The 22,692-nt window shown below is 71.5% G+C and carries 23 protein-coding genes and 1 pseudogene; 7 read left to right on the top strand and 17 right to left on the bottom strand.

Annotated features, from left to right (window positions below):
- The 11 genes and pseudogenes from TN53_RS48210 to TN53_RS10985 all read right to left on the bottom strand — a co-directional run.
- Window positions 1–468, bottom strand: a pseudogene (locus TN53_RS48210) (hydrolase); the annotation flags it as partial.
- A gap of 183 nt (window positions 469–651) precedes the next feature.
- Window positions 652–1,482, bottom strand: coding sequence for a hypothetical protein (locus TN53_RS11030; RefSeq protein ID WP_046258291.1), 831 nt, complete (start codon window positions 1,480–1,482; stop codon window positions 652–654).
- 33 nt (window positions 1,483–1,515) lie between these two features.
- On the bottom strand, window positions 1,516–1,863 hold the full coding sequence (locus TN53_RS11025; protein ID WP_046258290.1) for a VOC family protein: 348 nt from the start codon (window positions 1,861–1,863) through the stop codon (window positions 1,516–1,518).
- Between the two features lie 9 nt (window positions 1,864–1,872).
- Window positions 1,873–2,811 carry a sugar phosphate isomerase/epimerase family protein gene (locus TN53_RS11020; RefSeq protein ID WP_046258289.1) on the bottom strand — a complete coding sequence of 313 codons (939 nt, stop codon included), beginning with the start codon at window positions 2,809–2,811 and terminating at the stop codon, window positions 1,873–1,875.
- On the bottom strand, window positions 2,808–3,416 hold the full coding sequence (locus TN53_RS11015; protein WP_046258288.1) for a nucleoside deaminase: 609 nt from the start codon (window positions 3,414–3,416) through the stop codon (window positions 2,808–2,810). The genes TN53_RS11020 and TN53_RS11015 overlap by 4 nt, the downstream gene beginning before the upstream one ends.
- Before the next feature lie 14 nt (window positions 3,417–3,430).
- Window positions 3,431–4,957 (bottom strand): GMC oxidoreductase, encoded by a 1,527-nt coding sequence (locus TN53_RS11010; RefSeq protein WP_046258287.1) that lies wholly within the window; start codon window positions 4,955–4,957, stop codon window positions 3,431–3,433.
- A 60-nt stretch (window positions 4,958–5,017) separates the two neighbouring features.
- Window positions 5,018–6,163 (bottom strand): ROK family transcriptional regulator, encoded by a 1,146-nt coding sequence (locus TN53_RS11005; RefSeq protein ID WP_046258286.1) that lies wholly within the window; start codon window positions 6,161–6,163, stop codon window positions 5,018–5,020.
- On the bottom strand, window positions 6,157–7,527 hold the full coding sequence (locus TN53_RS11000; protein WP_095046426.1) for a carboxylesterase family protein: 1,371 nt from the start codon (window positions 7,525–7,527) through the stop codon (window positions 6,157–6,159). The genes TN53_RS11005 and TN53_RS11000 overlap by 7 nt, the downstream gene beginning before the upstream one ends.
- Window positions 7,528–7,532: 5 nt before the next feature.
- Window positions 7,533–8,414, bottom strand: coding sequence for a carbohydrate ABC transporter permease (locus TN53_RS10995; protein WP_046258285.1), 882 nt, complete (start codon window positions 8,412–8,414; stop codon window positions 7,533–7,535).
- Complete coding sequence (locus tag TN53_RS10990) at window positions 8,411–9,313, bottom strand: carbohydrate ABC transporter permease (protein WP_046258284.1); 903 nt, start codon at window positions 9,311–9,313, stop codon at window positions 8,411–8,413. The genes TN53_RS10995 and TN53_RS10990 overlap by 4 nt, the downstream gene beginning before the upstream one ends.
- Before the next feature lie 7 nt (window positions 9,314–9,320).
- On the bottom strand, window positions 9,321–10,622 hold the full coding sequence (locus tag TN53_RS10985) for an extracellular solute-binding protein (protein WP_052745176.1): 1,302 nt from the start codon (window positions 10,620–10,622) through the stop codon (window positions 9,321–9,323).
- Between the two features lie 384 nt (window positions 10,623–11,006).
- On the opposite strand from TN53_RS10985, the gene TN53_RS10980 reads away from it, so the two are divergent.
- The 4 genes from TN53_RS10980 to TN53_RS10965 all read left to right on the top strand — a co-directional run bounded on the left by TN53_RS10980 (window position 11,007) and on the right by TN53_RS10965 (window position 14,253).
- Window positions 11,007–11,519, top strand: a complete 513-nt coding sequence (locus TN53_RS10980; protein WP_046258331.1) for a hypothetical protein — start codon at window positions 11,007–11,009, stop codon at window positions 11,517–11,519.
- Between the two features lie 82 nt (window positions 11,520–11,601).
- The gene (locus tag TN53_RS10975) at window positions 11,602–12,228 is read left to right on the top strand and encodes a hypothetical protein (protein ID WP_046258283.1); all 627 of its coding nucleotides are present in this window, start codon (window positions 11,602–11,604) and stop codon (window positions 12,226–12,228) included.
- A 57-nt stretch (window positions 12,229–12,285) separates the two neighbouring features.
- Complete coding sequence (locus TN53_RS10970) at window positions 12,286–13,005, top strand: DUF1775 domain-containing protein (RefSeq protein ID WP_046258282.1); 720 nt, start codon at window positions 12,286–12,288, stop codon at window positions 13,003–13,005.
- Window positions 13,006–13,281: 276 nt separating this feature from the next.
- Window positions 13,282–14,253: an NAD(P)-dependent alcohol dehydrogenase gene (locus TN53_RS10965; RefSeq protein ID WP_046258281.1), complete on the top strand. Its 972-nt coding sequence runs from the start codon at window positions 13,282–13,284 to the stop codon at window positions 14,251–14,253.
- Between the two features lie 22 nt (window positions 14,254–14,275).
- Here the strand turns inward: TN53_RS10965 and TN53_RS10960 are convergent, their stop codons facing one another.
- Window positions 14,276–14,800: a MarR family winged helix-turn-helix transcriptional regulator gene (locus TN53_RS10960; RefSeq protein ID WP_046258280.1), complete on the bottom strand. Its 525-nt coding sequence runs from the start codon at window positions 14,798–14,800 to the stop codon at window positions 14,276–14,278.
- Between the two features lie 39 nt (window positions 14,801–14,839).
- Here TN53_RS10960 and TN53_RS10955 point away from each other — a divergent pair, with 39 nt between their 5' ends.
- From TN53_RS10955 to TN53_RS10945, 3 genes are all read left to right on the top strand, one after another.
- On the top strand, window positions 14,840–15,757 hold the full coding sequence (locus TN53_RS10955; protein WP_046258279.1) for an EamA family transporter: 918 nt from the start codon (window positions 14,840–14,842) through the stop codon (window positions 15,755–15,757).
- A gap of 20 nt (window positions 15,758–15,777) precedes the next feature.
- On the top strand, window positions 15,778–16,593 hold the full coding sequence (locus TN53_RS10950; protein ID WP_046258278.1) for a class I SAM-dependent methyltransferase: 816 nt from the start codon (window positions 15,778–15,780) through the stop codon (window positions 16,591–16,593).
- Between the two features lie 326 nt (window positions 16,594–16,919).
- Window positions 16,920–18,029 (top strand): EstA family serine hydrolase, encoded by a 1,110-nt coding sequence (locus tag TN53_RS10945; RefSeq protein ID WP_046258277.1) that lies wholly within the window; start codon window positions 16,920–16,922, stop codon window positions 18,027–18,029.
- A 28-nt stretch (window positions 18,030–18,057) separates the two neighbouring features.
- Here the strand turns inward: TN53_RS10945 and TN53_RS10940 are convergent, their stop codons facing one another.
- The 5 genes from TN53_RS10940 to TN53_RS10920 all read right to left on the bottom strand — a co-directional run bounded on the left by TN53_RS10940 (window position 18,058) and on the right by TN53_RS10920 (window position 22,690).
- Window positions 18,058–19,230 carry a barstar family protein gene (locus tag TN53_RS10940; RefSeq protein WP_046258276.1) on the bottom strand — a complete coding sequence of 391 codons (1,173 nt, stop codon included), beginning with the start codon at window positions 19,228–19,230 and terminating at the stop codon, window positions 18,058–18,060.
- Window positions 19,231–19,443: 213 nt separating this feature from the next.
- Window positions 19,444–20,169 carry a DUF2625 family protein gene (locus TN53_RS10935; RefSeq protein ID WP_046258275.1) on the bottom strand — a complete coding sequence of 242 codons (726 nt, stop codon included), beginning with the start codon at window positions 20,167–20,169 and terminating at the stop codon, window positions 19,444–19,446.
- Between the two features lie 35 nt (window positions 20,170–20,204).
- Window positions 20,205–20,840 (bottom strand): CatB-related O-acetyltransferase, encoded by a 636-nt coding sequence (locus TN53_RS10930; RefSeq protein ID WP_046258274.1) that lies wholly within the window; start codon window positions 20,838–20,840, stop codon window positions 20,205–20,207.
- Window positions 20,841–20,916: 76 nt separating this feature from the next.
- The gene (locus tag TN53_RS10925) at window positions 20,917–21,297 is read right to left on the bottom strand and encodes an ArsI/CadI family heavy metal resistance metalloenzyme (protein ID WP_046258273.1); all 381 of its coding nucleotides are present in this window, start codon (window positions 21,295–21,297) and stop codon (window positions 20,917–20,919) included.
- Between the two features lie 28 nt (window positions 21,298–21,325).
- On the bottom strand, window positions 21,326–22,690 hold the full coding sequence (locus tag TN53_RS10920; protein WP_046258272.1) for an FAD-dependent oxidoreductase: 1,365 nt from the start codon (window positions 22,688–22,690) through the stop codon (window positions 21,326–21,328).
- Window positions 22,691–22,692 lie beyond the last annotated feature (2 nt).

Raw genomic sequence — 22,692 nt, 5'->3', positions numbered from 1 at the left:
GTCGGAGATCATGAACAGGCCGCCGCCGTTCTTCACGAAGTTCATGATCGCCGTCTTCTCGGCGGTCGTGAACAGCGTGTTGGGCTCCGGCAGGACCAGCGTGTCGAAGTTCGACAGGTCGGTCGCCGAGGAGCCGCCGTAGGTGAGGCTGCCGCCCGACGGCAGGGTGTCCAGCGCGTAGTCGCCGGTCTGCTGAAGCGCCACACCCCAGGAGGACAGCGCGCCCGTCCAGTCCGCCTCGCCGGAGGGCGAGGAGTCCTCACCGGTCGGGTCGGGCTGGCTGGTGGAGACGATCCAGTCGGCGTTGCCGGCCGTCTCGGCGTGCGCGTTGTCGAACAGGACGCGGTGCGTGGTGGCGGCGGCCGCCGGATCGGCGGTGGAAACCTGGACTGCGGCGCCGGTGGCGAGCAGGCCGAACACGGTGACGGCGGTGGTGAATCCGCGGGGGGACTTGCCGAGGCCGAGCATGCGGTGAACCTCCAGGAGTGGGGGGACGGGAGGCGGTGCGGGCGCCGAATCTTCGCGCGTAGAACGGCAGTTGCACGACCGCCGCTCGACACAAGGCTGGACGCTACACAGAAGATCCAGAAGGGTGGCAGGGCCTGCTGGGGGTTCACGTAGAGCTCTTACCAGGCCGGGGACCGGCCGGTGTCACTTGATGCCCTTGAGGAGGGTCAAGTAGTCATCCAGATCGCGTCCATGACGGTCCGATTCCTCGACAGCCCGCGCGAGATCCCGTCGGACCTTTCCACTGCAATCAAGGTCGGATTTCCGGAGCTTCGGGAACTTCTGTGCGAACTGAAGCAATATCCGGGAGGCTTCGGGCGGCGACAAGAACGCCACTGCTCCTGCGTCACGGAAGGGCTCATCCGTCCCTTCGCGATAGGACACCTCCACGACATGGACACGTGTCGCCCCTTGCTCCTTTTCGTAGTAGGGATCCTTTTCGGGCTCACCGAGTACGAATTGAACAGCCTCAGATGTACCGGGCAAGATCTCGAAGGGCCGAACAAGCAGCTCACTGCCTTCATCGGGCAAGGTCACATCAAAGCTGCCGGTGACAGTGACCCCACCCCCTGTGGGCGGGAGCTCCCGGCCACACGGATCGGTCGCCCGGTAGACGTGCTCGACCGTGAATCGGAAGTCCGTGATCACGGCCGTCAGATCACCCCTGTTGCGCAAGGTGAGCAGGATCGGAGTACCCAAAGTGGTGGTCTTGCCCGGTGCCTTGCTTTCCCCGGCCGCCAGAACAGCGGGAACCCGCACCTCCTCCTCCACCGACAACGAAAGAGCCTCCAGTCCTGGCTCGGCCCCGTCGTCCCCCTCCCACGGGTTCGGCAGCCACCCGAAGAAGACACTCGTGAACGCCAGGGCGACAGCACTCCCGAATGCCGTGATCGCAGTCAGGAAAGGTCTGCTCGATTGTTCCTGCCCCGGGTCCGATCCCGTCGTGCGGTCCGACTCCGACTCCGACTCCCCCATGCCGCTGATTTTCCCAGAGCGGGACTCCGCGCACTACGTCGGCGCAGGACCGCCCCCGAGCCCGATCTCGTTGCCGTCCGGGTCGTGGTAGGTGATCTTGCGGACGCCGTTGGAGTAGGTCTCGCGCTGCGTGGGCTTCAGACCCCGGTCGGCGATGCCCGCGATGCGTGTGTCGAGGTCGTCGACGAAGAGGGTGTGGAGGGCGTTGCCGGCGCGGGCGGGAAGGTGTTCGATGTAGATGTAGCGGTGTTCGGCCAGCTCCCAGACGGCTTCCGTGTCGTTCGGGAAGAACACCGGTGGGGTGCCGAAGAGTCGTTCGTACCAGGCGAGAGCCACCGTGTAGTCGCTGACCGGAATGCCTGCGAAGAGGTCCAGGGACATCTGCCCATGCTAGGCGCTCGCGCTCCACGCGGCCTTCGCCACGGCCGTTCCCGCCCGTAGCGCGGCCACGGGATCGGCCGCCTCGTCCAACTCGATCAGCACGGTGCCTGCACCCGGCGTGCGGGACATCGCCGCGGCCCAGCCCGGCCAGTCCACGATGCCGTTGCCGAGTTCGGTCATGTACGGCTGCTGTCGGGCGTAGACCGTGTCGTCGATGGTGAGGTGGACGTCGATCGGGCGTACCGCGTCCTTCCAGTGGGCCAGCGCGATCCGTGGGCCGTGGCGGCGGGCGACGGCCACCGGGTCGCCGCCGCCGAGAGCGATGTGGCAGGAGTCGGGGCACAGCCAGACGTAGCGCGGGTCGGTCAGGGTCATGAACAGGTCGATGTCCCGCTCGTACCACAGCGTGCTGTGGGACTCGGTGTGGAAGGCGAGCTTCACGCCGTACCGGGCGACGGCCTCGCCGACGACATGCGCGATGTCGGCCATGCGGGTCATGTAGGCGGCGTCGACGAAGAACGGCGGCCGCGTCCCGTACGTCGTCCGCATCGGCAGCCCGGCGACGAGGAGTTCACCGCCGGCCTCGGCGAGGAAGGCCGCCCGGCGTTCGGCGTCGGCGACGATCGCGGGCAGGTTGTCGCCGTGCCGCCAGTCGGGGGCGTCGCTGCCCGCGATGAACGCGCTCACGACGGACAGGCCCCGGGCCGCGAGCTCGCCGCGGAACGCGGCCGCGCTGCCGAAGGCGCGCAGGGCGGAGTCGATGTCGCCGGGGGCGAAGGTCAGCTCGATGCCGGTGACACCGGCGTCGGCCAGGGCGTCCATGACCCGGGCCCAGAAGAGCTCCGGGTGTGCCAGGGCCCATTCGCGTACGGCGTCCGCCGAGGCGAGTTGCCAGAAGTCCGGGTGGTAGAAGGTGATGATGTCGGTCGCGAAACGCGGCGTCGTCATTCGGCACCTCCGCGGGCGTTGTAGACGACGCCGTCGCCCTCGTCGACGGCCTTGCGGTAGGCGCGGAACACGGCGAGAGCCTCGGCGCGGAGCACATCACCCACGACCTCGATGCCGCGTGCCGCGAACTGCTGGGCCCAGTCCGCGCCGAGCGGGCCCTCGTCGAAGGTGGTGATCTCCTCCAGTTCCGGGCCCTCACCGGCGACGACGAGTCCGCGCACGCCGGACCACATGGTGGCGCCGTAACACTGGATGCAGGGACGCCAGTTGACGACCAGCTCATGGGCGGGGAGCCCCTCGCCACCGAGATCCCAGCCTCCGGTCGCCGTCTGGGCGAGGCCGAGCGCGAGGACCTCGGCGTGAGCGCTGGAGACGCCGGAGGCAAGGACGACGTTCACGCCGACGGAGACGATCCGGCCGGTGTCCCGTTCGGCGACAAGGGCGGCGAACGGGCCGCCGTTGCCCTCGCGCCAGTTGCGGTCGGCCAGGCGGTGGACCAGGCGCATCCGCTCGTCGCGGCCGGGGACGACGGCGGGCACGTCGGCCAGTTCTTCGTCGATCCAGTCCGGCAGGGCCAGGTGGAACTGCTTGGCGATGTCGATCACGGTGGGACTTCCTGTCAGTGGGCGGCGAGTGCGGTGTTGCGTACGGCAACGGCGCGAGCGGCCCGGATGGCGGTCACCGCGCCGGTCAGGGTGACGTTGGCGGCCATCGCGGTGGGGATGACGCCGTTGCCGGCGAGGTACAGGTTGTCGTAGCCCCACACCCTGCCGTCCGGGTCGCACACACTGGTGCCGTCGTCGGCCGTGCCGGAGCGGACGGTGCCGGTCTGGTGCAGGGACGAGCCGGGCGGGAGCAGCGCGCTCTCGGTCGCCGGGTCGAAGGGGCCGAACTCCTCTGCCAGCGACCGGACTTCGGCCAGGGCTCGGTCGATCAGTGTGCGGTCGGCGTCGGAGTAGCCGAACTCGACGGTGATCCGGGGCATTCCGGCGAGGTCGGTCTCGGTGTCGGAGAACAGCAGCCGGTTCTCGGGGCGCGACTCGACGGGGGCGTAAAGCGACAGGCCCACGGAGTGGGCGAGGGGGCGGCCGCCGTCATCGACGTACGTGCGGTTCATGATCTGGCCGTGGAACGGCTGGGCCGACCCGTTGTGCGGCAGCCAGAGCGAGTCGGTGCTGAACTCGCCGGGGCGTGGCAGGGGCAGGGCGTCGAGGTCGATGCCGAACCGGTCGAGGTCGAGCAGGACGCGGGCGGTGATGAATGCGTGCTCGTTGAGGCGGCGGCCGAGCGCGGGGGGCCGTATGCCCGAGGCGAACAGCAGTTGGGGGGTGCGCAGGGCATCGGCGCACACCACCACGGTGTCGGCGCGGAGTTCGGACTCGGCGCCGTCGGCGACGCGGCGCAGCCGGGCGCCGGTGACCCGGTCGTCCGTGGCGAGGAGGGAGGTCACGAGCGTGCCGGTCAGCAGGGTGAAGGCGGGGTCGCCGCCGGTCGCGATGGTGGGGAAGATCGTCCCGGGAGCCGTGCGGGGCATGGGGCCCGATGCGGTCGGGGTGACGGCCATGGGCATCGGCTGTGGTCGCCGGTCGTGCGGTCCCCCGCCGTCGAAGCGGCGGCGCAGGATGTCGAGGACCCGGCTCCCGACCTCGGTCGGGCCGATCGCGGCGGGCGTGACGGCGAGGATCCGGCGCGCGGTGTCCAGGTCCGTCGCCCAGCCGACCGGGTCGCCGAAGTCGAACACCTCGTCCCCGGCGGGCCAGGGGGTTGCGGCGGTCCAGTGGACGCCCATGCCGCCCGCGTTCCACGCGAGCGCCGCCTGGGGCATCTCCTCGGCGTCCTCGCCGAAGGCCAGGGCGTGGAACATGCCGGGCGTCAGGTCGGCGAGACTGCCCGCGATCTCGCGCACCACCTCGGCGCCGGTGTACATACCCTGGATGCCGGTGGCGACGCGTTCGTTGTAGCGCGCCCACAGGTCCGGGTCGTCGAGGTCGTGCAGGTGCAGGCCGGGAGCCGCGCCGATCGTGCTGCCGCCGTCCACCATGGTGATGTCCAGCGCCGGATCGCTGTCGCGCAGCTGCCGGGCCACGACGGATCCCATGATGCCGCTGCCCACGACGAGGACGTCGGTGCGGGGGGTGTCGGTCAAGGTGAGACTCCATGTGTCGTGCCACGGGTGCGGATGGGGGGCGAGCTGTGGGGGTGTGGGTCAAGCGCGCGGGACGAGCGGGCCGAACAGTTCGGTGTCCATGCGGTCGAGGGCCAGTTTCACGGCGCCGATCAGGGCCGCGTCGCGGCCCAGGACGGTGGCGCGCAGTTCGATCTCGGGGGCGCGGGCGTCGCGCATCGCCTCCCGCACCCGGGGCAGCAGCACGTCGGCCGCGTCCTCCAGACCGCCGCCGAGCACGATGAGCGAGGGGGCGACCGTCCACGACAGGATGGTGAGGATCGACGCCATGTTCTCCACGAACTCGTCGACCTCCGCGAGCGCGGACGCCTCACCCGCCCTGGCGGCCTCGCAGCGGCCGAGGGCGACGGCCCGCTGTGCCGGTTCGGGTGAACTCAGCCAGGCCACCGGGTGGTTCTCGACCGAGGCCGTCGGTATCGACCGTGCCTCGACGATCTCGCCCGCCGCGCCGTCGAGACCGCGGTGCACGGCGCCCCGTATCAGGATGCCGAGACCGGTGCGGTTGCCGAGGATCGCCCAGACGACGTTGTCGTGGTCGCCGGCCACGCCCCGCCAACGCTCCGCGAGCGCACCGAGGTTGGTGTCGTTGTCCGCGAACCACGGCATCGGGATGCGCCGTTCGAGCTCCTCGGGCAGGTGCACGCCCTCCCAGTGCTTCGTGTGCACCAGCCGCCGTACGACTCCCTCGTCGTCGATGGCGCCACCGCCCGCGACCGCCCCGGCGCGCAGCCGGTCCAACGACCCGCCCGCGTCGTCGAGCGCCCGAAGGACCAGCGCCGCCGCGTCGTCGAGCGTGGCCTGCGGGTCCTGGTAGGCGCGCAGCGGCCCCTCGGCCCGGCCGAGAATGCGTCCGCGCACATCCGCGACGACCGCGGACGCGCCCGAGGTGGTGAGGCACACGGCCGCCAACAGGGCGTGTTCGGCACGCAGTTCGTACCGCCGGGCGGGGCGCCCCGCAGAGCCGCTGACCGGGACCCGGTCGAGCTCCGCCACCCAGCCGGCCTCGACGAGCGAGTCCAGGATGAGTTCGATGGTACGGCGGGACAGACCGGCCTGACCGGCCAGCGCGGTCAGCGTCGTCGGCCCCGCCGACACCGCCAGCGCACGCAGGACGACCGAGGTGTTGACGCGTCGCACGGCGCTCTGGTTCATCCCCGACATCAGCATGTCGCCGCCGCCTCGGGCAGCGGCCGTACGACGGGATCGAACACGCCCGTGGTGTCGGCCACCAGCGGTGCACCGGTACGGCCGTACTCGCGCGCCGGGTCGCCGGGCGCCCCGGTCGCGCGCGCCCAGTCCGGTTCCTCGCCGTGGAGGAACGCGACCAGGTCGGCATGCATCGAAGTGGCCAGGTTCTGGGGCGGGTCGGTGCCGAGGGCCTCGGCGATCCCGCCCGCGTCGAGTACGTCGAAGAAGTACGGGATGTCGACGCAGTGCGCGGCACCGCCGAGCACGGGCGAGGGCCATTCGAAGGAGTACAGCCAGGTGCCGGCGCGGGCGGCGCGACGGGCGGCCGCGGCGCGCGGGCAGGCGGCGCGGAACAGGGTGTCGGTGCGGCGGGTGCCCGCCGCGCGGGCTCCGTGCACGGGACCCGGGCCGCTGTCGAACTCGTCCCCCGTCGCGCCGAGCAGCAGAGGTACGTCGTGCCCGTGCACGGCGAGGCCCTGCGCGACCGGCACCGGGAGGATGTCGTCTCCGACGAACGGGCCCAGCACGAGCGTGTCGTCGCCTCCTTCGTCCCGCTGGTCCAGGACGGCCCGCTGGAGGTCCGCCACGCCGCGGGTGTCGAATCCGGCTCGCGTCGCGGGCACACCGAGCCGATCCCCGAGCCGTCCCAGGAACGCGCGTACCGCGCGTGGTTCGAAGAACCCGCCGGACAGACTGACCGCCCGCTGGAAGCGGCCACGGCCGGCCGGCGACGAGAGCAGCGCGAGCACCGCCGCGCCCCCGGCCGACTGCCCGGCGACGGTCACCCGGTCCGGATCACCTCCGAAGGCGGCGATGTTCTCGCGCACCCAGTCGAGGGCGAGCAGCAGGTCCCGCAACGCCAGGTTGGTGGGGACGTCGTCCAGTACGGCGAATCCGTCGACGCCGAGCCGGTAGCCGACGGTGACGCAGACGACGCCGTCGCGGGCGAAGGCGCGGCCGTCGTACCAGGGGCTGGCCGGACTTCCCGCGAGGAACCCGCCCCCGTGGATCCACACCATGACCGGAAAGGGCCCGCGATCACCGTCCGCGGCCGGGGCGACGACGCCGAGGTTCAGCACGTCGTCCCCCGGCACCGACGGCTCGGGCACGGTGGTCGTCGCGAACAGCGGCACGCGCTGGGCGGTCGGGCCATGCCGGGCCGCGTCGTACGGCTCGTGGAACCGACCGCGTGGGACGGGTGCGGCGAACCGCCGTGCACCGGTGGGCGGTTCGGCGTAGGGGATGCCGAGGAAGCGGCGTACCTGACGGTGGCGGCGACCGGTGATCGTGCCGGCCGGAGCGTGCACGGTGACCGGCTCGCCCGGCGCGTCGAGGGAGTTCATCACGCTCACCGCATTCCCGTTCCCGAGATGCCCTGTACGAAGTAGCGCTGGAGGAACAGGAAGAGCAGCAGCACCGGCAGCATCACGACGATCGCACCGGCGAGGAGCAGGCCGTAGTCCTTGACGTTGGCGGCCGCCTGGCTGGTGGCGGCGAGGCCCACCGGGAGGGTGTAGGTGTCCATGCTCTGGGCGACGATGAGCGGCCAGATGAAGTTGTTCCACGAGGCGAGGAACGACATGATCGTGATCGTCGCGACGGCGGGGCCGGACAGCGGGAGGAAGATCCGGAAGAAGATCCGGAACTCGCCCGCGCCGTCGATCCGGGCCGCTTCGAGGAGTTCGTCGGGGATCGACATCGCGTACTGCCGCATGATGAAGACGGACAGCGGCATCGCCACGCCGGGCAGGGCGATCCCGGTGAGGGTGTCCGCGAGACCGAGGTCGACGGTGATCACGAACTGGGTGACGAACACCGCGGTGAACGGCACCATCATCGCCGCCATGACCGCGCCGAACGCGAGCCTCTTGCCCGCGAAGTCGAGCTTGGCGAGCGCGTATCCGGCGGCCGACGCCGCGACGATGTTGCCGACCACGACGATGGTCGCGACGACGACGCTGTTGACCATGAACTGACCGAAACCCTCGGTGCGGAACAGCCGCAGGAAGTTGTCGAAGGTGACGTGCTGCGGGAGCCAGGCGCCGGGGTCGGAGCGGATCTCGTCGAGACTTCGCAGCGAGCCGCTGACCACCCAGAAGAAGGGCAGCGTCGTGAGCAGCGCGCACAGCACCAGCGCGCCGTACAGCAGTGGTCGGGCCACGGGCCGGCGGCGCGGGGCGAGACGGTCGATGGTGGTTGACGTGTTCCGCGACGCGGCGAGAGCGGTCATGTGCGGGGCCTCAGCAGTCGGAACTGGACAAGACTCACCAGGGCCACCAGGACGAGCATCACGAAGGACGCGGCCGAGGACATCCCGAACTCGCCGGCGCCGAACTGGTGGTAGGTGTACAGCGCCACGGACTCGGTGGAGCCGAGCGGGCCGCCGTCCGTGAGCAGGTAGGGCTCGTCGAAGACCTGGAGGTAGAAGACGGTCAGCAGCACCGACACCATCAAGGTGGTGGGCAGCAGCAGCGGAACGGTGATGTGCCTCAACTGCCGCCACTTTCCCGCCCCGTCGAGGGAGGCGGCCTCGTACACGTCGTCCGGGACGGCCTGCAGACCGGCGAGGAACAGCACCATCGCGGTGCCGAAGTTGCGCCAGATGCCGAGCAGGATGACCACGGGCATGGCGAGGTTCGGGTCGTCCAGCCAGTTCGGTCCGGCGAGGCCGACGGCGCCGAGCCCTCTGTTGACGGTGCCGTCGGCGTAGAAGGCGTACTGCCAGATCAGGGCGACCGCCACGACGTTGGTGACGACCGGCGCGAAGAAGAGCGTGCGGAAGGTGCCGCGCAGGCGGCGGATGCCGGAGTTCAGCGCCACGGCCAGGGCGAAGCCGATCAGCATGGTCAGCGGCACGCCGACGGCCACGAACAGGGCGGTGTTCAGGATGTCGCGCAGGAAGCTGTCGTCCTGGAACAGCCGGACGAAGTTGTCCAGGCCGGTGAAGTCGACCGCGAACGGATGCCTGAGGTCCGTGCCCCGCAGATCGGTGAGGCTGAAGCCGAGCGCGGCGACGGTGGGGATGGCCGTGTAGAGCAGGAACACCACGGCGAACGGCGCGAGGAACAGCCAGGCGACGGCGGTACGACGGGCGCGCCGCCGGGTGCCCACGACAGGGGTGGTGGTCATGGGCGGCTCACTTCGCACCCGTGCCGAGGCTGTCGGCGTACGACTGGATGTCCGCGGCGGCCTTCTCCGCGGTCGATGTGCCCCTGGCGACGGCCTCCATCTCCTTGCCGATCCGGGTCGCGACCTGCTGCCAGGTGCTGACCTGCGGGAACGTCCGGGTGTTCTTGAGCTGCGTGAGGAAGGCGTCGAGGAGCGGCTGCCCCTTGATCGCGGGGTCGTCCCAGGCGGAGACCACCGCGGGCAGCGAGCTGTACGCCTTGTACTGCGCGATCTGGGTGCTCGGCTGCGCCATGTGCCGGACGAGCTTCCACGAGGCGTCCGCGTTGCCACTGTCCGCGAGGACACCCCAGCTGCCGCCGGCGGAGAAGGAGACGCTGCCCGAGGTCCCGGCCGGCAGGGGTGCGGTGGCGACGTGGGACGCGGTCCAGCCGTCCTTCTTCGCGGCGGTGTCGAGCTGGCCGACCACCCACGGGCCGGTGATCATCGTGGCGGTCTTCCCGCTGACGAAGTACGGCTGCGCGTCGAGGAAGGTGGGCGTGGCCGTGTCGGCGACGCCCGAGGTGAAGAACGACGCGTTGTACTTGAGCGCGTCGATCATCGCCGGGGTGTCGAGTGTCCACTTCCCGCCGGAGGAGAGCAGCGAGCCACCCGCCTGCCATGCGTACATCGCGACGTCCTGGCCGTTGAAGATGTCCCACCCGATGTCGGCCGCGAGGCCGTGCTTGGCGCCGGCGCTCTGGAGGGCCCTGAAGAACGGCACCATCTCGTCCCACGTGGCCGGCGCCTCGACGCCCGCCTTCTTGGCCAGATCGGAGCGGTACACGAGGGCGTACGTGTAGGCGTACCAGGGCACCGTGTAGGCCACGTCGTCGACGACACCCGCGTCCCAGAGGCTCTTGAAGAAGCTGTTCGGGTCGACGAGGCCGCCCGGCACCGGCTGGAGGATCGACGGGTCGAGGAACTGGGCCTGCGACTCGGGGAAGAACTGGGCGATGTCGGGCCCCTTGCCCGCCGCGACCGCCGACTGCAGCTTGGTGTAGTAATCGGCGTTCGGGATCAGCGTGAGCTTCACGGTGACGTCGGGGTTGGCGGTCTTGAACGGCTTGATGACCTTGTCGAGCACATCGGCGTCGCCCTGCGCGGCCCAGACGGTGACGGTGCCGGTGGCCGGCGAGTCCCCGATGGGCGAGGCGGAGGACTTCGCGGCGGTGGCGCCGTCCTCGCGTCCGCAGCCGGTGAGGCCGAGGGTGCCGAGGACGGCCATGCCGGCGGTCAGCTTCAGGGCACCGCGTCTGGAGAGGTTGGGCACCTTGGGCTCCTGGGATTTCAGGGGGAAGTAGCGTTTTCGGTCCGGCGGACCCGATGACGAAGCTACGAGGCATGCATTTCGGCCATATGCACGGAGCCGTCGCGAATGATTTCGGAACTTGTAGCGAAATCGAGGCGGCGTCGTTCGCTCCGGCCCCGCCTCCGGAGGACGCTCCGGATCAGGACGGGATCAGAAGCACGCCGCGCCCGGCGTCAGGCCTTCGCCGTGTGCTCCAGGACCGCCTCGGCGGGGGGCGGGGATGACCGGGGTGGGTACGTCGGCGCGGGTGCGGCCCCTGCCGGAGGGGTCGGCATGGGCGTGCGCGGTGCCGGTGACGTGGTGGCCGGTTTGCCGATCTCCGCTGCCCGTCCGTACGTTGACCCGATGGGCCTTTTCGACAAGCTGACCGGCACGCGCCACCCCGACATCGGCATCGCACCGCGTTCCGCCGAGGAGGTCAGGACCGCGCTGCTCGCCGTCAACAGGCCCGACGTGCCGTACGTCGTGCGCCACGCCCGGCCCGACGAGCGGGCCGACCTGGTCGCGGAGTGGCGGATCGAGGAACCCGCCTGGCACACCTTCTTCGCCCGCTCCCAGCTCACGTCGACCCTCAGGACGCGGATGCGTCTGGTCCCGGACGACCAGGAGGTGCGGGCGGTCGACGAGCAGTGGCAGGTCACCTGGGTCGGGGAGACGCCCAGGCTGGCCATCTCGCGCGAGTACTCGCGCGGGCAGGTCTCCGCGGTCAGCCGGCAGTGGACGTACGAGCGCGGGGACGACGGCCGGATGCACAAGACGGAGGTGTTCCGCTTCGATCCCGCGGAGCTCAAGGATCCGCTGCGCGCGGCGGTCCTCGGCGCGGGATGGACGTGGCGCGGCGTGGTCTTCAGACTGTGACGCCCTGACAGGTCCGAGGCGTCCGTCTCATTTGCCGACCGGCCTGCGCGCCGGGCAACCCATGGCCGAAGATGAGCAGGTCATGCACCAACCCGCCGCGCACCGTCCAGCGCCCCTGCCCGTCCTGCGGGCCGCGGTGTTCGCCGTCGTCGGCACGGTGCTGGGGGTGAGCGCCCACCATCTGGCCGCCGAGGGCGCCGTACCGTGGGCGCAGGGCTCGGCCGTGGCCGCCGCACTCTTCGCTCTGGGGCTGGTCGGCGTACGCCGTCCCCGGCGCATGCGAACGGTCGTGGCCTGCAGTGTCGTAGGCCAGTCCGGGCTGCACCTGTGGCTGACACTCGGCGCGCACGCACATCCGCCCGCTCACCAGCACGGTCACCACATGCGGGGCGCCCACTCGGCCTCGTACGACTCCGTGGCCATGGCGGCGGCCCACGCCGCGGCCGCCGTCCTCGTCGCGGTGCTGCTGCACCGCGCGGACGCGGCCTGCTGGACCCTCGCGCGTGGCGTGGCCGCGGTGCTCGACGCGGCGCGCGCCCATGTCGCCGCCGCGCGCACGTTGTTCACGCGGCCTCGGACCGCCGTGCGGCTCTGGCCGCCGGTTCTCGTGCCGAGGGAGACCGGATGGTCCGCGGCCACCGGTCCGGTGCTCGCGTATGCGGTGGTACGGCGCGGTCCTCCCGCGTCCGGGCCGGCCGAAGTCAACTGACCCCGCCGGGAAGCCTGTTCCGGCCGCCCCGGCGAACCCTCCTGCCTGGAGACACCCATGCCCCGCACCATCCGCCGCCTCGCCGTCGCCACCGCGGCCGCGGCAACCGCCGTCCTGCTCACCGCCGTTCCGGCCGCCGCCCATGTGGAGGTCGAGGCCGACGGCGCACAGGCGCTCGCCCAGGACGTCGAACTCACCTTCACCGCCGAGTCGGAGTCGGCCACCGCCGGCATCACCCAGCTCCGGGTGATCCTGCCCAAGGGCATCACCCCGTCCGACGTGACGTACGAGGACGGCCCCGGGGGCTGGAAGTTCGCCACCACAGACGACGGTTACACCGTCAAGGGCCCGGCCGTGAAGGTCGGTGGCGACGCCGAGCACTCGGTCGTCGTACGGCAGCTGCCCGACGCGAAGGAGCTGGTGTTCAAGACGCTCCAGACCTACAGCGACGGCAAGGTCGACCGCTGGATCGAACTGGGCGAGTCCGACGACGGGCACGGACACGGGCACGGCAACGAGGCCCCGGTCCTCGAACTGAAGGCGGCCGCGCCTGGCGCGACCACGGTCAGCCCCACCCCCAGCGCGTCGCCGACCCCGACCCCGACACCCACCGCCACAGAGACCGGCGTCTCCCCCACCCCGCAGGCCGCCGACACCGAGCAGGACGAGGACAGCGGTCTGTCCACGGGCGCGTGGATCGGTATCGCGGCGGCGGTTCTGCTCGTGGCCGGGGCGGTCGTTCTCGTCGTACGCCGACGGGGCGGCGCCCAGCAGTAGTCCGGCAGCACTCCCAAGGGCCTTCGCACCCACGGCAGTTCGCGGTGCGGGGGCCCTTCGTCAGAAGTTCTTGACGAGCAACGTCGCCAGCCACAGCGCGACCACCACCGCGGCGAGCACTCCGATCACCTGGACGGCCCGGACAGGAATCCTGCGCATCGCGTCCACCCTCTCCTCGACTCCTGACGCAGTCCTACCCCGGGCACTGGCCAGCGGCACGGTTCACCGCGACGATCCGAGGGAATCCCGACCAATCGGCGGTCAAGGAGAGCCCCTGTGAAGGCCATCGTCCAGAACGCCTACGGCTCCACCGACACACTGCACCTGCGGGACATCGACCGTCCCGTGCCCCGCGACGACGAGGTGCTCGTCGAGGTGCGGGCCGCCGGCGTCGACCCGAGCGTCTGGCACCTGATGACCGGACGGCCCTACATCGCCCGGCTCAGTCCTCAGCTCGGGCTGCGCCGCCCCGCCCACACCGTGCGCGGCTGGGACGCGGCCGGACGGGTCGAGGCCGTGGGCGCCCAGGTGACCGGCTTCAAGCCCGGCGACGAGGTCTTCGGCCAGTGCGACGGCTCCTTCGCCGAGTACGCGCGCGGCAAGGCCGAACAGCTGGCCGCCAAGCCGGCAAGCCTCTCCTTCGAGCAGGCCGCCGTCCTGCCCGTCTCCGGCGTAACCGCCCTCCAGGCCCTCGCCGTGGCGCGCCCCCGACCAGGGCAGAAGGTCCTCGTCATCGGCGCGTCGGGCGGGGTGGGGACGTACGCCGTCCAGCTCGCGGCGCACTACGGCGCCCAGGTCACCGGCGTCTGCGGCACCACCGCGGGCGACCTGGTCCGCTCGCTCGGCGCCACCGACGTCATCGACTACACCCAGGAGGACATCACCGACCGGCCCGTCCGCTACGACCTGATCGTCGACGCCGCCGGTAACCGCTCCCTGACCCGGCTGCGCCGTATCCTCGCCCCGCGCGGCACCGCCGTCTTCGTCGGCGGCGAGGACGCCGGCCCCCTGCTCGGCGGCCTGGACCGGTGGGTCCGCGGTCTGGTCCTCTCCGCCTTCGTGGGCCAGCGCCTGCGACCGGTGTTCGCCGCCACCCGGCAGCAGGACCTCCTCACGCTCAAGGCCCTCGTCGAGACGGGCGCGATCACTCCGGTCATCGACCGCGCCTACCCCCTGGCCGAGGCGGCCGACGCCGTACGCCACCTGGAGAAGGGGCATCCGCGGGGCAAGTTGGTCGTCACGGTCTGAGCGGCGTGCGGCTGCTCCGGCATCAGTCGGTGCGCGCGCCCTCCTGGCCTCCGGCGGATTCCACGCGGGCCAGCCAGGTCGTGAGGAGCGTTTCGAGGGTCCCGGCCTCGGTGGGTGTCAGCAGGTCCAGGAGCCGGCGTTCGTTGCGCATGTGCTCGGTGAAGGCCCGGTCGATCAGTTCGCGGCCGGGCCTGGTCAGGGCGACGATCCGGCCCCGCTGGTCGTCGTCGGCGCGTCGGCGGGTGACGAGTCCGGCGCGCTCCAGGCGGTCGATCCGCTTCGTCATCGCGCCGGTGGTGACCATGGTGTGGGCGGCGAGCTCACCGGGTGCCCGTTCGTAGGGCTCGCCGACGCGGCGCAGGGCGCACAGGACGTCGAACTCCCCCTCGCTCAGGCCGTAGTCGCCGTAGACGAGGCAGAGCTCCTCGGTGAGCCGGCCGGCCAGACGGTGCAGCCGGCCGATCACTCCTTGCGGGGTGACGTCGACGTCGGGCCGTTCACGACGCCAGTCGGCCTGGATGCGGGCCACGCGGTCGGGTTGTTCCATGCGGTCACAATACCTTCCCGGGAAGCTATATTGGCTTCCATGGAAGCCAATGCACGCTGGGTGGCGCTGACCGCGGTCGCGCCGGTGGCCTGGGGGACCAACTACTTCGTCACGCACGAGTACCTCCCCGCGGACAGCCCGCTGTACGGGGCCACTCTGCGGGCACTGCCCGCCGGGCTCGTCCTGCTCGCGCTGTGCCGGAAGCTGCCGCGCGGCGCGTGGTGGTGGCGGTCGGTGGTGCTGGGGCTGCTCAATGTGAGCGTGTTCTTCGTGCTCGTCTACGTCGCTTCCCAGTTGCTTCCGACGAGCATCGCCTCGACCGTCATGGCGATGTCCCCGCTGACGATGATGCTCATCGCCTGGCCCCTGGTCGCCGAGCGGCCCGGCCTCGCGCACCTGACCGGTGCGGCGGTCGGGCTCGGCGGGGTGTGCCTGATGCTGCTCACCGGGGAGGGCGGGGTGAACGTGCCGGGCGTCCTCGCCTCGGCGGGGGCGATGCTGGTGTCGGCCTTCGGCCACATCCTGACCAAGCGGTGGAACGCCGGTACGGACGTGCTCGCCTCCACCGCCTGGCAACTCACCGCCGGAGCGGTGTTCCTGCTGCCGGTCGCCGCGGCTGTGGAGGGGCCACCGCCCGCGCTCTCCCCGTCGGCACTCCTCGCCTTCGGCTACGTCTCCCTGGTCGCCACCGCGCTGGCCTTCACTGTCTGGTTCGCCGGACTGCGCCATCTGCCCGCGGCGACCGTGGGGCTGATCGGGCTGCTCAACCCGGTGACGGGTGTGCTGCTCGGCACGGCCGTCGCAGGCGAGGCGATGACGGGCCGGCAACTGTGCGGGCTGGCGCTCGTGCTGGCCGGCGTGGTCCTGGGACGGCCCGCGCGCACGGCTCGAAGGGACTCCCGTCCGCGAGCCCTCACGCCTCCCGCACCTGAGCCCTCCGCCTGCGATCGCCGGTGAAGCCGGTGCAAGGTTGAGGGGTGACCGAACGACGCTTCGACGTATGGGCGGCCGGGGACGCGTACGAGCGGTACATGGGCCGCTGGAGCCGACTCGTGGCCGACGCGTTCGTGGCATGGCTCCCCTGCCCGCCCCACGCACGATGGCTGGACATCGGATGCGGCTCGGGCGCCCTGACCTCCACGGTGGCGGTCCGCTGCCGCCCCCGGACACTGCTCGGGCTGGACGGGTCCGCCGGGTTCGTGCCCACGGCCCGCGCCTCGACCCCCGAACCGGCACGTTTCGCGGTAGCGGACGCCCAGGCCCTGCCGGTGCGGGACGCGGTCTTCGACGTGGCCGTCAGCGGACTGGTCCTCAACTTCCTCGCCACGCCCGGCGTCGCGCTCGCCGAGGCGACACGCGCGGTGCGGCCCGGCGGCCTGGTCGCCGCCTATGTGTGGGACTACGCCGAGGGCATGGAGTTCCTGCGCCACTTCTGGAGTGCGGCGACAACCGTGGATCCATCGGCGGCCGCCCACGACGAGAGCCGCCGCTTCCCGCTCTGCGGTCCCACCGCACTGCGCGATCTGTGGGACAAGGCCGGGCTGACCCGGGTGACGGTCGCACCGATCGACATCACCACCCTCTTCCCCCACTTCGACGACCTGTGGTCCCCGTTCCTGTCCGGCCAGGGGCCCGCCCCCGGTTACGTCGCCACCCTCTCACCGGCCACCCGGGAACGGCTGCGCCAGACACTGCGCGACCGAGTGCCGGCGGGGGCCGACGGCACGATCGCCCTGAAAGCCCGCGCGTGGGCCGTACGGGGAGCAAGCAGGATCACTGACAGCCCCCGGTAGTGTCCGCCCGGTGAATCTGAACCTCTCCGGCAAGGTACCCAAAGGACTGACCCTGCGGGCCCGCGATTTCATCGGCACCCACTGCGTCAAGGTCGACGTCCAACCGAGGGAGCAACACCGCCAGGCGTGGCTCGAGCTCGGCATCCCCGCGGAGGAGATAGACCGCGTCGTGGCGTCGGCGTTGATCTACTCCGGCCTCGACGAGTGGGGCCTGAGAGGGGTGTCGACGACGACCAAGGGTGAGCGCCCCGACCCTTGTCCCATATACCCTCCCGGGGTATGTTCCGCCCAGAGGAACTCCCCACGGCACAAGGAGGGTGAACGCCATGTCCGAGAACCCTGCCGGCGTCGAAGGCTTCGCCGAGGACGGGTACGACGAGGTGCGGCGGGTCTTTCAGCAGCTCGTGGACGACGGGGCGGAGACCGGGGCCGGGCTGTCGGTCTGGCGGGACGGGCGGGAGGTGGCGCGGCTGAGCGCGGGGTGGGCCGATGCCGGGCGGAGCCGGCCGTGGCGGGCTGACACGCTGGTCATGCCGTACTCGCTGTCGAAGACCTTCGTCACGCTCGCGGCGCTGGTGGCGGTGCGCGAGGGCGTGGTGGCGCTGGACGAGCCCGTCGGCACGTACTGGAAGGCGTACGGGAGCAACGGCAAGGAGGCGACCACCCTCCGCCAGATCCTCACCCACCGGGCGGGCCTGCCGCGCTTCCCCGCCGGGGCCGCGGACCTCGACCTGCTGGACGACGCCGGGCTGCGGGACAGCCTGGCGCGGGCGGCACCGGAGTACGTCCCGGGCACCTCGCTCGGCGAACACGCCCTGACGTACGGCCATCTCGTCGACGGCATCCTGCGCGCGGCCGCCGACACCACGCTCGGGGCGATGTTCAACGACGTCGTGCGGCCGGCACTGGACCTCGACGCCTGGTTCGGCGTACCGGACGAAGCGTTGGACCGCGTCGCCGACCTCGAGTACGCGCACCCCGACTGGCCGGAGCAACTGCCCGCCGCGCCCTGGCTGCGGATCCCCCACGGTGCCCTGGACACGGAGCGGACCAACTCCCGGGCCTGGCGCCAGTCGGTGTTCGGCGCGGCCAACCTCCAGACGACGGCCACCTCGACGGCGGCCTTCTTCTCCCGCCTCACCGACGACGACGGACCCGTACGTCAACTCCTGGGCCCGCGGCTGCACTCAGAGCTCCTCACCTCCCAGGTCACCGGCCACGACGAAGTGTTCGGCACCCGCATCACCTGGACGCTCGGCCTCATCCGGGACAAGGGGAAGATCGCCAAGGGCGGCATCGGCGGTTCCGCCGCGTGGTGGTCACTGCGGCACGGACATGCCTGCGCGTACCTGACCCGCCGTCTGGACGACCACGCGCGCGCCGCGCAGATCGCCACGGCCCTGGGGGACGACCTGACCGTCGTGGGCGAGGACTGAGCGGGTCCCGCTCCGAAGGGCGCCCGTTCTAGTGGAGCTCGACCGTGGCGCCACGGCGTTCGAGGAGTTGGACGATCGCCTCGAAGTAGGTGAGCCCCTCCCCGGACACGTCGCCGGCGAAGGCCTGCCGTGCGATGTGGGAGTCGTGCCAGATCAGGGTGAAGGGCGCGGCTATGCCGAAGCCACCGCCCAGGCAGTCCCTGAACGCGTTCCACTCCCGCCCGAAGTAGCGGCCCGGACCCACCAGCGCCTCGGCCATCGCACAGTGCAGGCCCGGCTCGTCGGTGACGAACCTGCCGTCGAGACGGTGGACGCCACCGGAGCGGTCGGGGCGCCGCTCGCCGACACCGGAGGCCGTGAGTTCGAGCCACTCGTACCGGCCCTCGGCCGTGTACGGAGCCCATTGATCACGGACCGACGGGACTCCCCGGTACCAGGTCTCCCAGATCGGACGGGCCACCAGCGGGCGCTGGTCGCCGCCGTCGGTGAGCGTGATGTCGAGGAGGTCGGTGCCGAGCACGGACGGGCGCGCCTTCTCGATACGCAGATGGACGTCGTGGCGGTGCATCACCCGGCCGTGGCGGTCCAGCGCCCACAGCCCCACCCTGTCCCTGTCCCTGTCCCCCTTACGCCGTCGACTCAGCACCGTACGCAGCGGCTCGGCGGGCTCGCAGCCGACGAGGTGCATCGGCACCGGCCCCCGGCCGCAGCGGGAGGCGAACAGCCCCTCCACGTCCAGGCACTGCCCGGCGGGCGTGGTACCCGCGGTGGTCCCCGCGAACACCTTGAACACCGGCTGGGCCGGCCGCGTGTGCTCCCAGGCGTGTTCCTCTTCGACGCCCGCGCCCACGACGACATCCACCAGTGCCGGATCGCTCCGGTGGGGCCGGTGTGCCAGGACGACGGTGTCGACCAGGGTCCACCACTGCAGCGGCTGTTCCTCGTCCCGGACCTCGACGCACAGGTCACCCAGCAGCCCGGTGCCCGTGCCGTCCGACAACAAGGCGTCCCGCAAGGGGCCTTCGGGCGTGCAGCCCCGCAGCGTCAGTACCTCACGCGGCGGCGGTACCTTGTCGACGAACAGGCCCTCGACACCGGCACACCGTCCCCAGTACCGCTCCTCGCCGTCCGCGTCCTCCTGAACCAGCAGAAACCTGACCGGGACATCCCGCTCCCAGACCGCATGCTCCTCGCCCCGCACCCATCCCCCACACTCGAACCACCCGCGCCCGAGCCGCACTTGGGATCAGGTCACCCGAAGCGTGTCACCCGAGCGCGGTTCACGCCTCTCGATTCATGTCCGGTACCGGCGGCGGCGAGCAGGTGGCCGAGGCCGCGCTCCGGTAGATCCCTGAGGCCTGGGCCACGACTGCCGGCAGCTACCTCGTGTTCGTCGGAGACCGAGGGGTCTCACTCAAACGTCGCCGAGAAACCCCGGATCGGCTGGACCCAGCTGCCGGGCGAAGTCGGCGGCCACTCCGAGGACTTCGCGCATCGGCACGGCCCGCCAGCTGTTCGCGGCGGGATCGGCGTGGGCCTCCTCGGTCCACAGGAACGGGACCACGCTGATGCCCTGCGAGAGATCCAGCGCGGCGGCCTCCTCGCGCCAGCCGGGCCGGCGCAGCCCGTCGTAGAACGTCTCCAGGCGGCCGGACAACAGCCAGTGCACCCATGAGGAGTGGCCCATGTCCATCGCCTCCCACGCCAGGGTGTCGGGCGCGAAGTAGGTCATCCGGCCCGGGGAACCGGGGCGTCCGGACGCGGCGGGATCATGGCCGTTCAGGGCGAACACGCCTCCCAGCGCGTCCTGTGCCACGACGAGTCCGGCCTCGGGAGACCAGTCCGGGTCGAACGCGTCGGGGAAGCGATTGACCTGGGCCAGGCTCGGCAGGCCGCCGCTCGCCTCGGAGCCGCCACCGAAGACCCGTACCCATCCGTCGTCGAGGACCAGTCCGCCGCAGTTCCAGGCCAGGGCGCCGAGCGTGGAGCGTGCGGTGACCTGCATCTGCAGCACGCTCCGACGCCCCTCGGCCGAGTCGGCGGCGAGCACCCGCACCGGGACGGCGCCGGCCGCGAACGCCTCCTGGAGTTCCGGCCAGGCCGGGTCGTCCACCTGGGTCAACTCGTCGATCTCCCGCATCCGAGCATGATCGCAGACCCCTGGAGACGGCCGGCCTAGGGGGCCGCCTCCTCCAGGTCGGCGACCGTGCCCGACATGATCGTCCGGACGTGCTCGGTGATGTGCTCCACCGGCCAGTCCCACCACGCCACCGCCAGCAGCCGGGCGATGTCCTCGTCGCTGTAGCGGGTGCGGATGAGGCGGGCCGGGTTGCCGCCGACGATCCCGTAGTCGGGGACGTCGGAGGTGACCACCGAACCGGTGCCGATGATGGCGCCGTGACCGATCCGTACGCCCGGCATCACCGTCGTGCCGTGGCCGAACCAGACGTCGTTGCCCACGACCGTGTCACCCCTGTTCGGCAGTCCGGTGAGGAGGTCGAAGTGCTCGGACCAGGAGCCGCCCATGGTCGGGAAGGGAAACGTCGAGGGGCCGTCCATACGGTGGTTGGCACCGTTCATGATGAACCGCACCCCCGTGCCCAGCGCGCAGAACCTGCCGATCACCAGCTTCTCCGGCCCGTAGTGGTACAGCACGTTCCGCGTCTCGAAGGCGGTCGCGTCCTTCGGGTCGTCGTAGTACGAGAACTCCCCCACCTCGATGAGCGGCGACTTCACCAACGGCTTGAGCAGCACCACACGCGGCTGCTCGGGCATCGGATGAAGCACCGTGGGGTCGGCGGGTACGGGCATGGTGGCGATTCCTTGCTGATCCGGGTACGGGGGTCCGGAGCCACGATCGCAGTGCGCCGGGCCCGGCAACACCGGATTACAGGGAGTCGGCGTCGGCCTTGACGACGTACACCTCCCAGGGCTCCTGGCCGGGGCCGCGGACCCAGACCTTGTCCTGGAGGGCGTAGCAGCAGGTGGTGTCGTTCTCGACGTCGGTGGTCAGGCCGGCATCGCTCAGGCGGGTGGTGGCGGCGTGGACGGCCTCGGCGCTGTCGGCCTCGACGCCGAGATGGTCCATGCGGGTCGCCTCGCCCTCCGCTCCCTCGATCAGGACGAGTTTGAGCGGTGGCTCGGCGATGGCGAAGTTGGCGTAGCCGTCCCGGAGTTTGGCGGGTTCGGTGCCGAAGAGCTTGCTGTAGAAGGCGATGGACGCGTCGAGATCCGGGACGCGCAGGGCGAGCTGTACGCGGGTTGTCATGGCGAACCTCCTGGTGGGGGTGCGGGGTTCAGCAGCCGCCGGACGGGGAGGCCGGGGCGGCGGTGCCGATCTGGAGCGTGGTGGGGGCGGCGCAGCATCCGCCGCCGGCCGGCTCGGTGTTCTCCGGCTCTTCGAACAGGCCCGCGCCGCCGCAGACTCCGGTCTCCGGCAGGGTCAACTCGACGCGCTCGGCGGCCTCTTGGTCACCGGCGATCGCCGCGGTGATGGAACGGACCTGCTCGTAGCCGGTCATGGCGAGGAAGGTGGGGGCGCGGCCGTAGGACTTCATGCCGACCAGGTAGACGTCCCGCTCGGGGTGGGAGAGCTCGTTCACGCCGTGCGGGTAGACCGTGCCGCAGGAGTGCACGTTGGGGTCGATCAGCGGGGCCAGGGCTGTCGGGGCCTGGAGGCGCTCGTCCAGGCCGAGGCGGAGCTCGGAGAGGAAGGAGAGGTCCGGGCGGAAGCCGGTGAGGACGATGATCTCGTCGATGGGGTCCGTGCGGCGGCCGTCGTCGGACTCGAGGACCAGTCGGTCGCCGTCGCAGGAGACGGCCCGCGTGCGGAACCCGGTGATCGCGCTCGCGTGACCGGCCTCGACGGCCGCCTTCGCACGCAGGCCCAGCGCGCCACGCGCGGGCAGCTGGTCCGCCTCGCCGCCGCCGTATGTGCTCGCGCCGATGCCCCGGCGCAGGACCCACACCGCATGCGTGCCGGGGGTGTCGGCGGCCAGGTCGGCGAGGAGGGCGAGGGCGGTGAACGCGGAGGCTCCGGAGCCGATCACGGCGGTGCGCCTGCCCGCGTAACGGGCGCGTACGGCCGGGTCGTCGAAGTCGGGGACACGGTAGGAGACGCGGTCGGTGGCCGCCTTCTCCCCGAGCGCGGCCAGGCCGTCCGCGCCCATCGGGCTCGGCGTCGACCAGGTACCGGACGCGTCGATGACGGCGCGGGCGGTGAGGCGTTCCTCGCGGCCGTCCGAGGTCTCGATGTGCACGGTGAAGGGCTGCTCGTCGCGGCCCGGGTCGACGATGCGGTCACGGCCGGCGCGGGCGACGCCGGTCACCCGGGCGCCGTAGCGGACCGCGTCTGCGAGGAGGTCGGCGAGCGGCTGGAGGTACCGCTCGGCCCAGTCGCCGCCGGTCGGATAGGCGGTGGCGTCGGGGCGGATCCAGCCGGTCGGGGCCAGCAGCTTCTCCGCGGCCGGGTCGACGAGCTCGCCCCAGGTGGAGAACAGACGGACGTGCGACCACTCCCGCACGGCGCTGCCCGCGGTCGGGCCGGCCTCCAGGACCAGGGGGTCGAGGCCGCGCTCGATCAGGTGGGCGGCGGCGGCCAGGCCGATCGGTCCGGCGCCGATGACCACGACGGGCAGACGGTCGATGGTGGAGGCGTTCACGG

Origin of the sequence: Streptomyces sp. WM6386, assembly GCF_000972385.1 — a bacterium.
Taxonomy (GTDB): Bacteria; Actinomycetota; Actinomycetes; order Streptomycetales; family Streptomycetaceae; genus Streptomyces.
Note: the sequence above shows the minus strand (reverse complement) of the source record. Positions and strands in the feature narration are given on the sequence as shown.

Coding starts and splice junctions, on each gene's coding strand:
- TN53_RS10975 (WP_046258283.1), top strand. CDS start 11,602: ATGCACCAACCCGCCGCGCACCGTCCAGCGCCCCTGCCCGTCCTGCGG.
- TN53_RS11000 (WP_095046426.1), bottom strand. CDS start 7,527: ATGAACTCCCTCGACGCGCCGGGCGAGCCGGTCACCGTGCACGCTCCG.
- TN53_RS10935 (WP_046258275.1), bottom strand. CDS start 20,169: ATGCGGGAGATCGACGAGTTGACCCAGGTGGACGACCCGGCCTGGCCG.
- TN53_RS11020 (WP_046258289.1), bottom strand. CDS start 2,811: ATGACGACGCCGCGTTTCGCGACCGACATCATCACCTTCTACCACCCG.
- TN53_RS10955 (WP_046258279.1), top strand. CDS start 14,840: ATGGAAGCCAATGCACGCTGGGTGGCGCTGACCGCGGTCGCGCCGGTG.
- TN53_RS11005 (WP_046258286.1), bottom strand. CDS start 6,163: ATGCTGATGTCGGGGATGAACCAGAGCGCCGTGCGACGCGTCAACACC.
- TN53_RS10960 (WP_046258280.1), bottom strand. CDS start 14,800: ATGGAACAACCCGACCGCGTGGCCCGCATCCAGGCCGACTGGCGTCGT.
- TN53_RS10995 (WP_046258285.1), bottom strand. CDS start 8,414: ATGACCGCTCTCGCCGCGTCGCGGAACACGTCAACCACCATCGACCGT.
- TN53_RS10970 (WP_046258282.1), top strand. CDS start 12,286: ATGCCCCGCACCATCCGCCGCCTCGCCGTCGCCACCGCGGCCGCGGCA.
- TN53_RS10980 (WP_046258331.1), top strand. CDS start 11,007: ATGGGCCTTTTCGACAAGCTGACCGGCACGCGCCACCCCGACATCGGC.
- TN53_RS11025 (WP_046258290.1), bottom strand. CDS start 1,863: ATGTCCCTGGACCTCTTCGCAGGCATTCCGGTCAGCGACTACACGGTG.
- TN53_RS10925 (WP_046258273.1), bottom strand. CDS start 21,297: ATGACAACCCGCGTACAGCTCGCCCTGCGCGTCCCGGATCTCGACGCG.
- TN53_RS10990 (WP_046258284.1), bottom strand. CDS start 9,313: ATGACCACCACCCCTGTCGTGGGCACCCGGCGGCGCGCCCGTCGTACC.
- TN53_RS10930 (WP_046258274.1), bottom strand. CDS start 20,840: ATGCCCGTACCCGCCGACCCCACGGTGCTTCATCCGATGCCCGAGCAG.
- TN53_RS10945 (WP_046258277.1), top strand. CDS start 16,920: ATGTCCGAGAACCCTGCCGGCGTCGAAGGCTTCGCCGAGGACGGGTAC.
- TN53_RS11030 (WP_046258291.1), bottom strand. CDS start 1,482: ATGGGGGAGTCGGAGTCGGAGTCGGACCGCACGACGGGATCGGACCCG.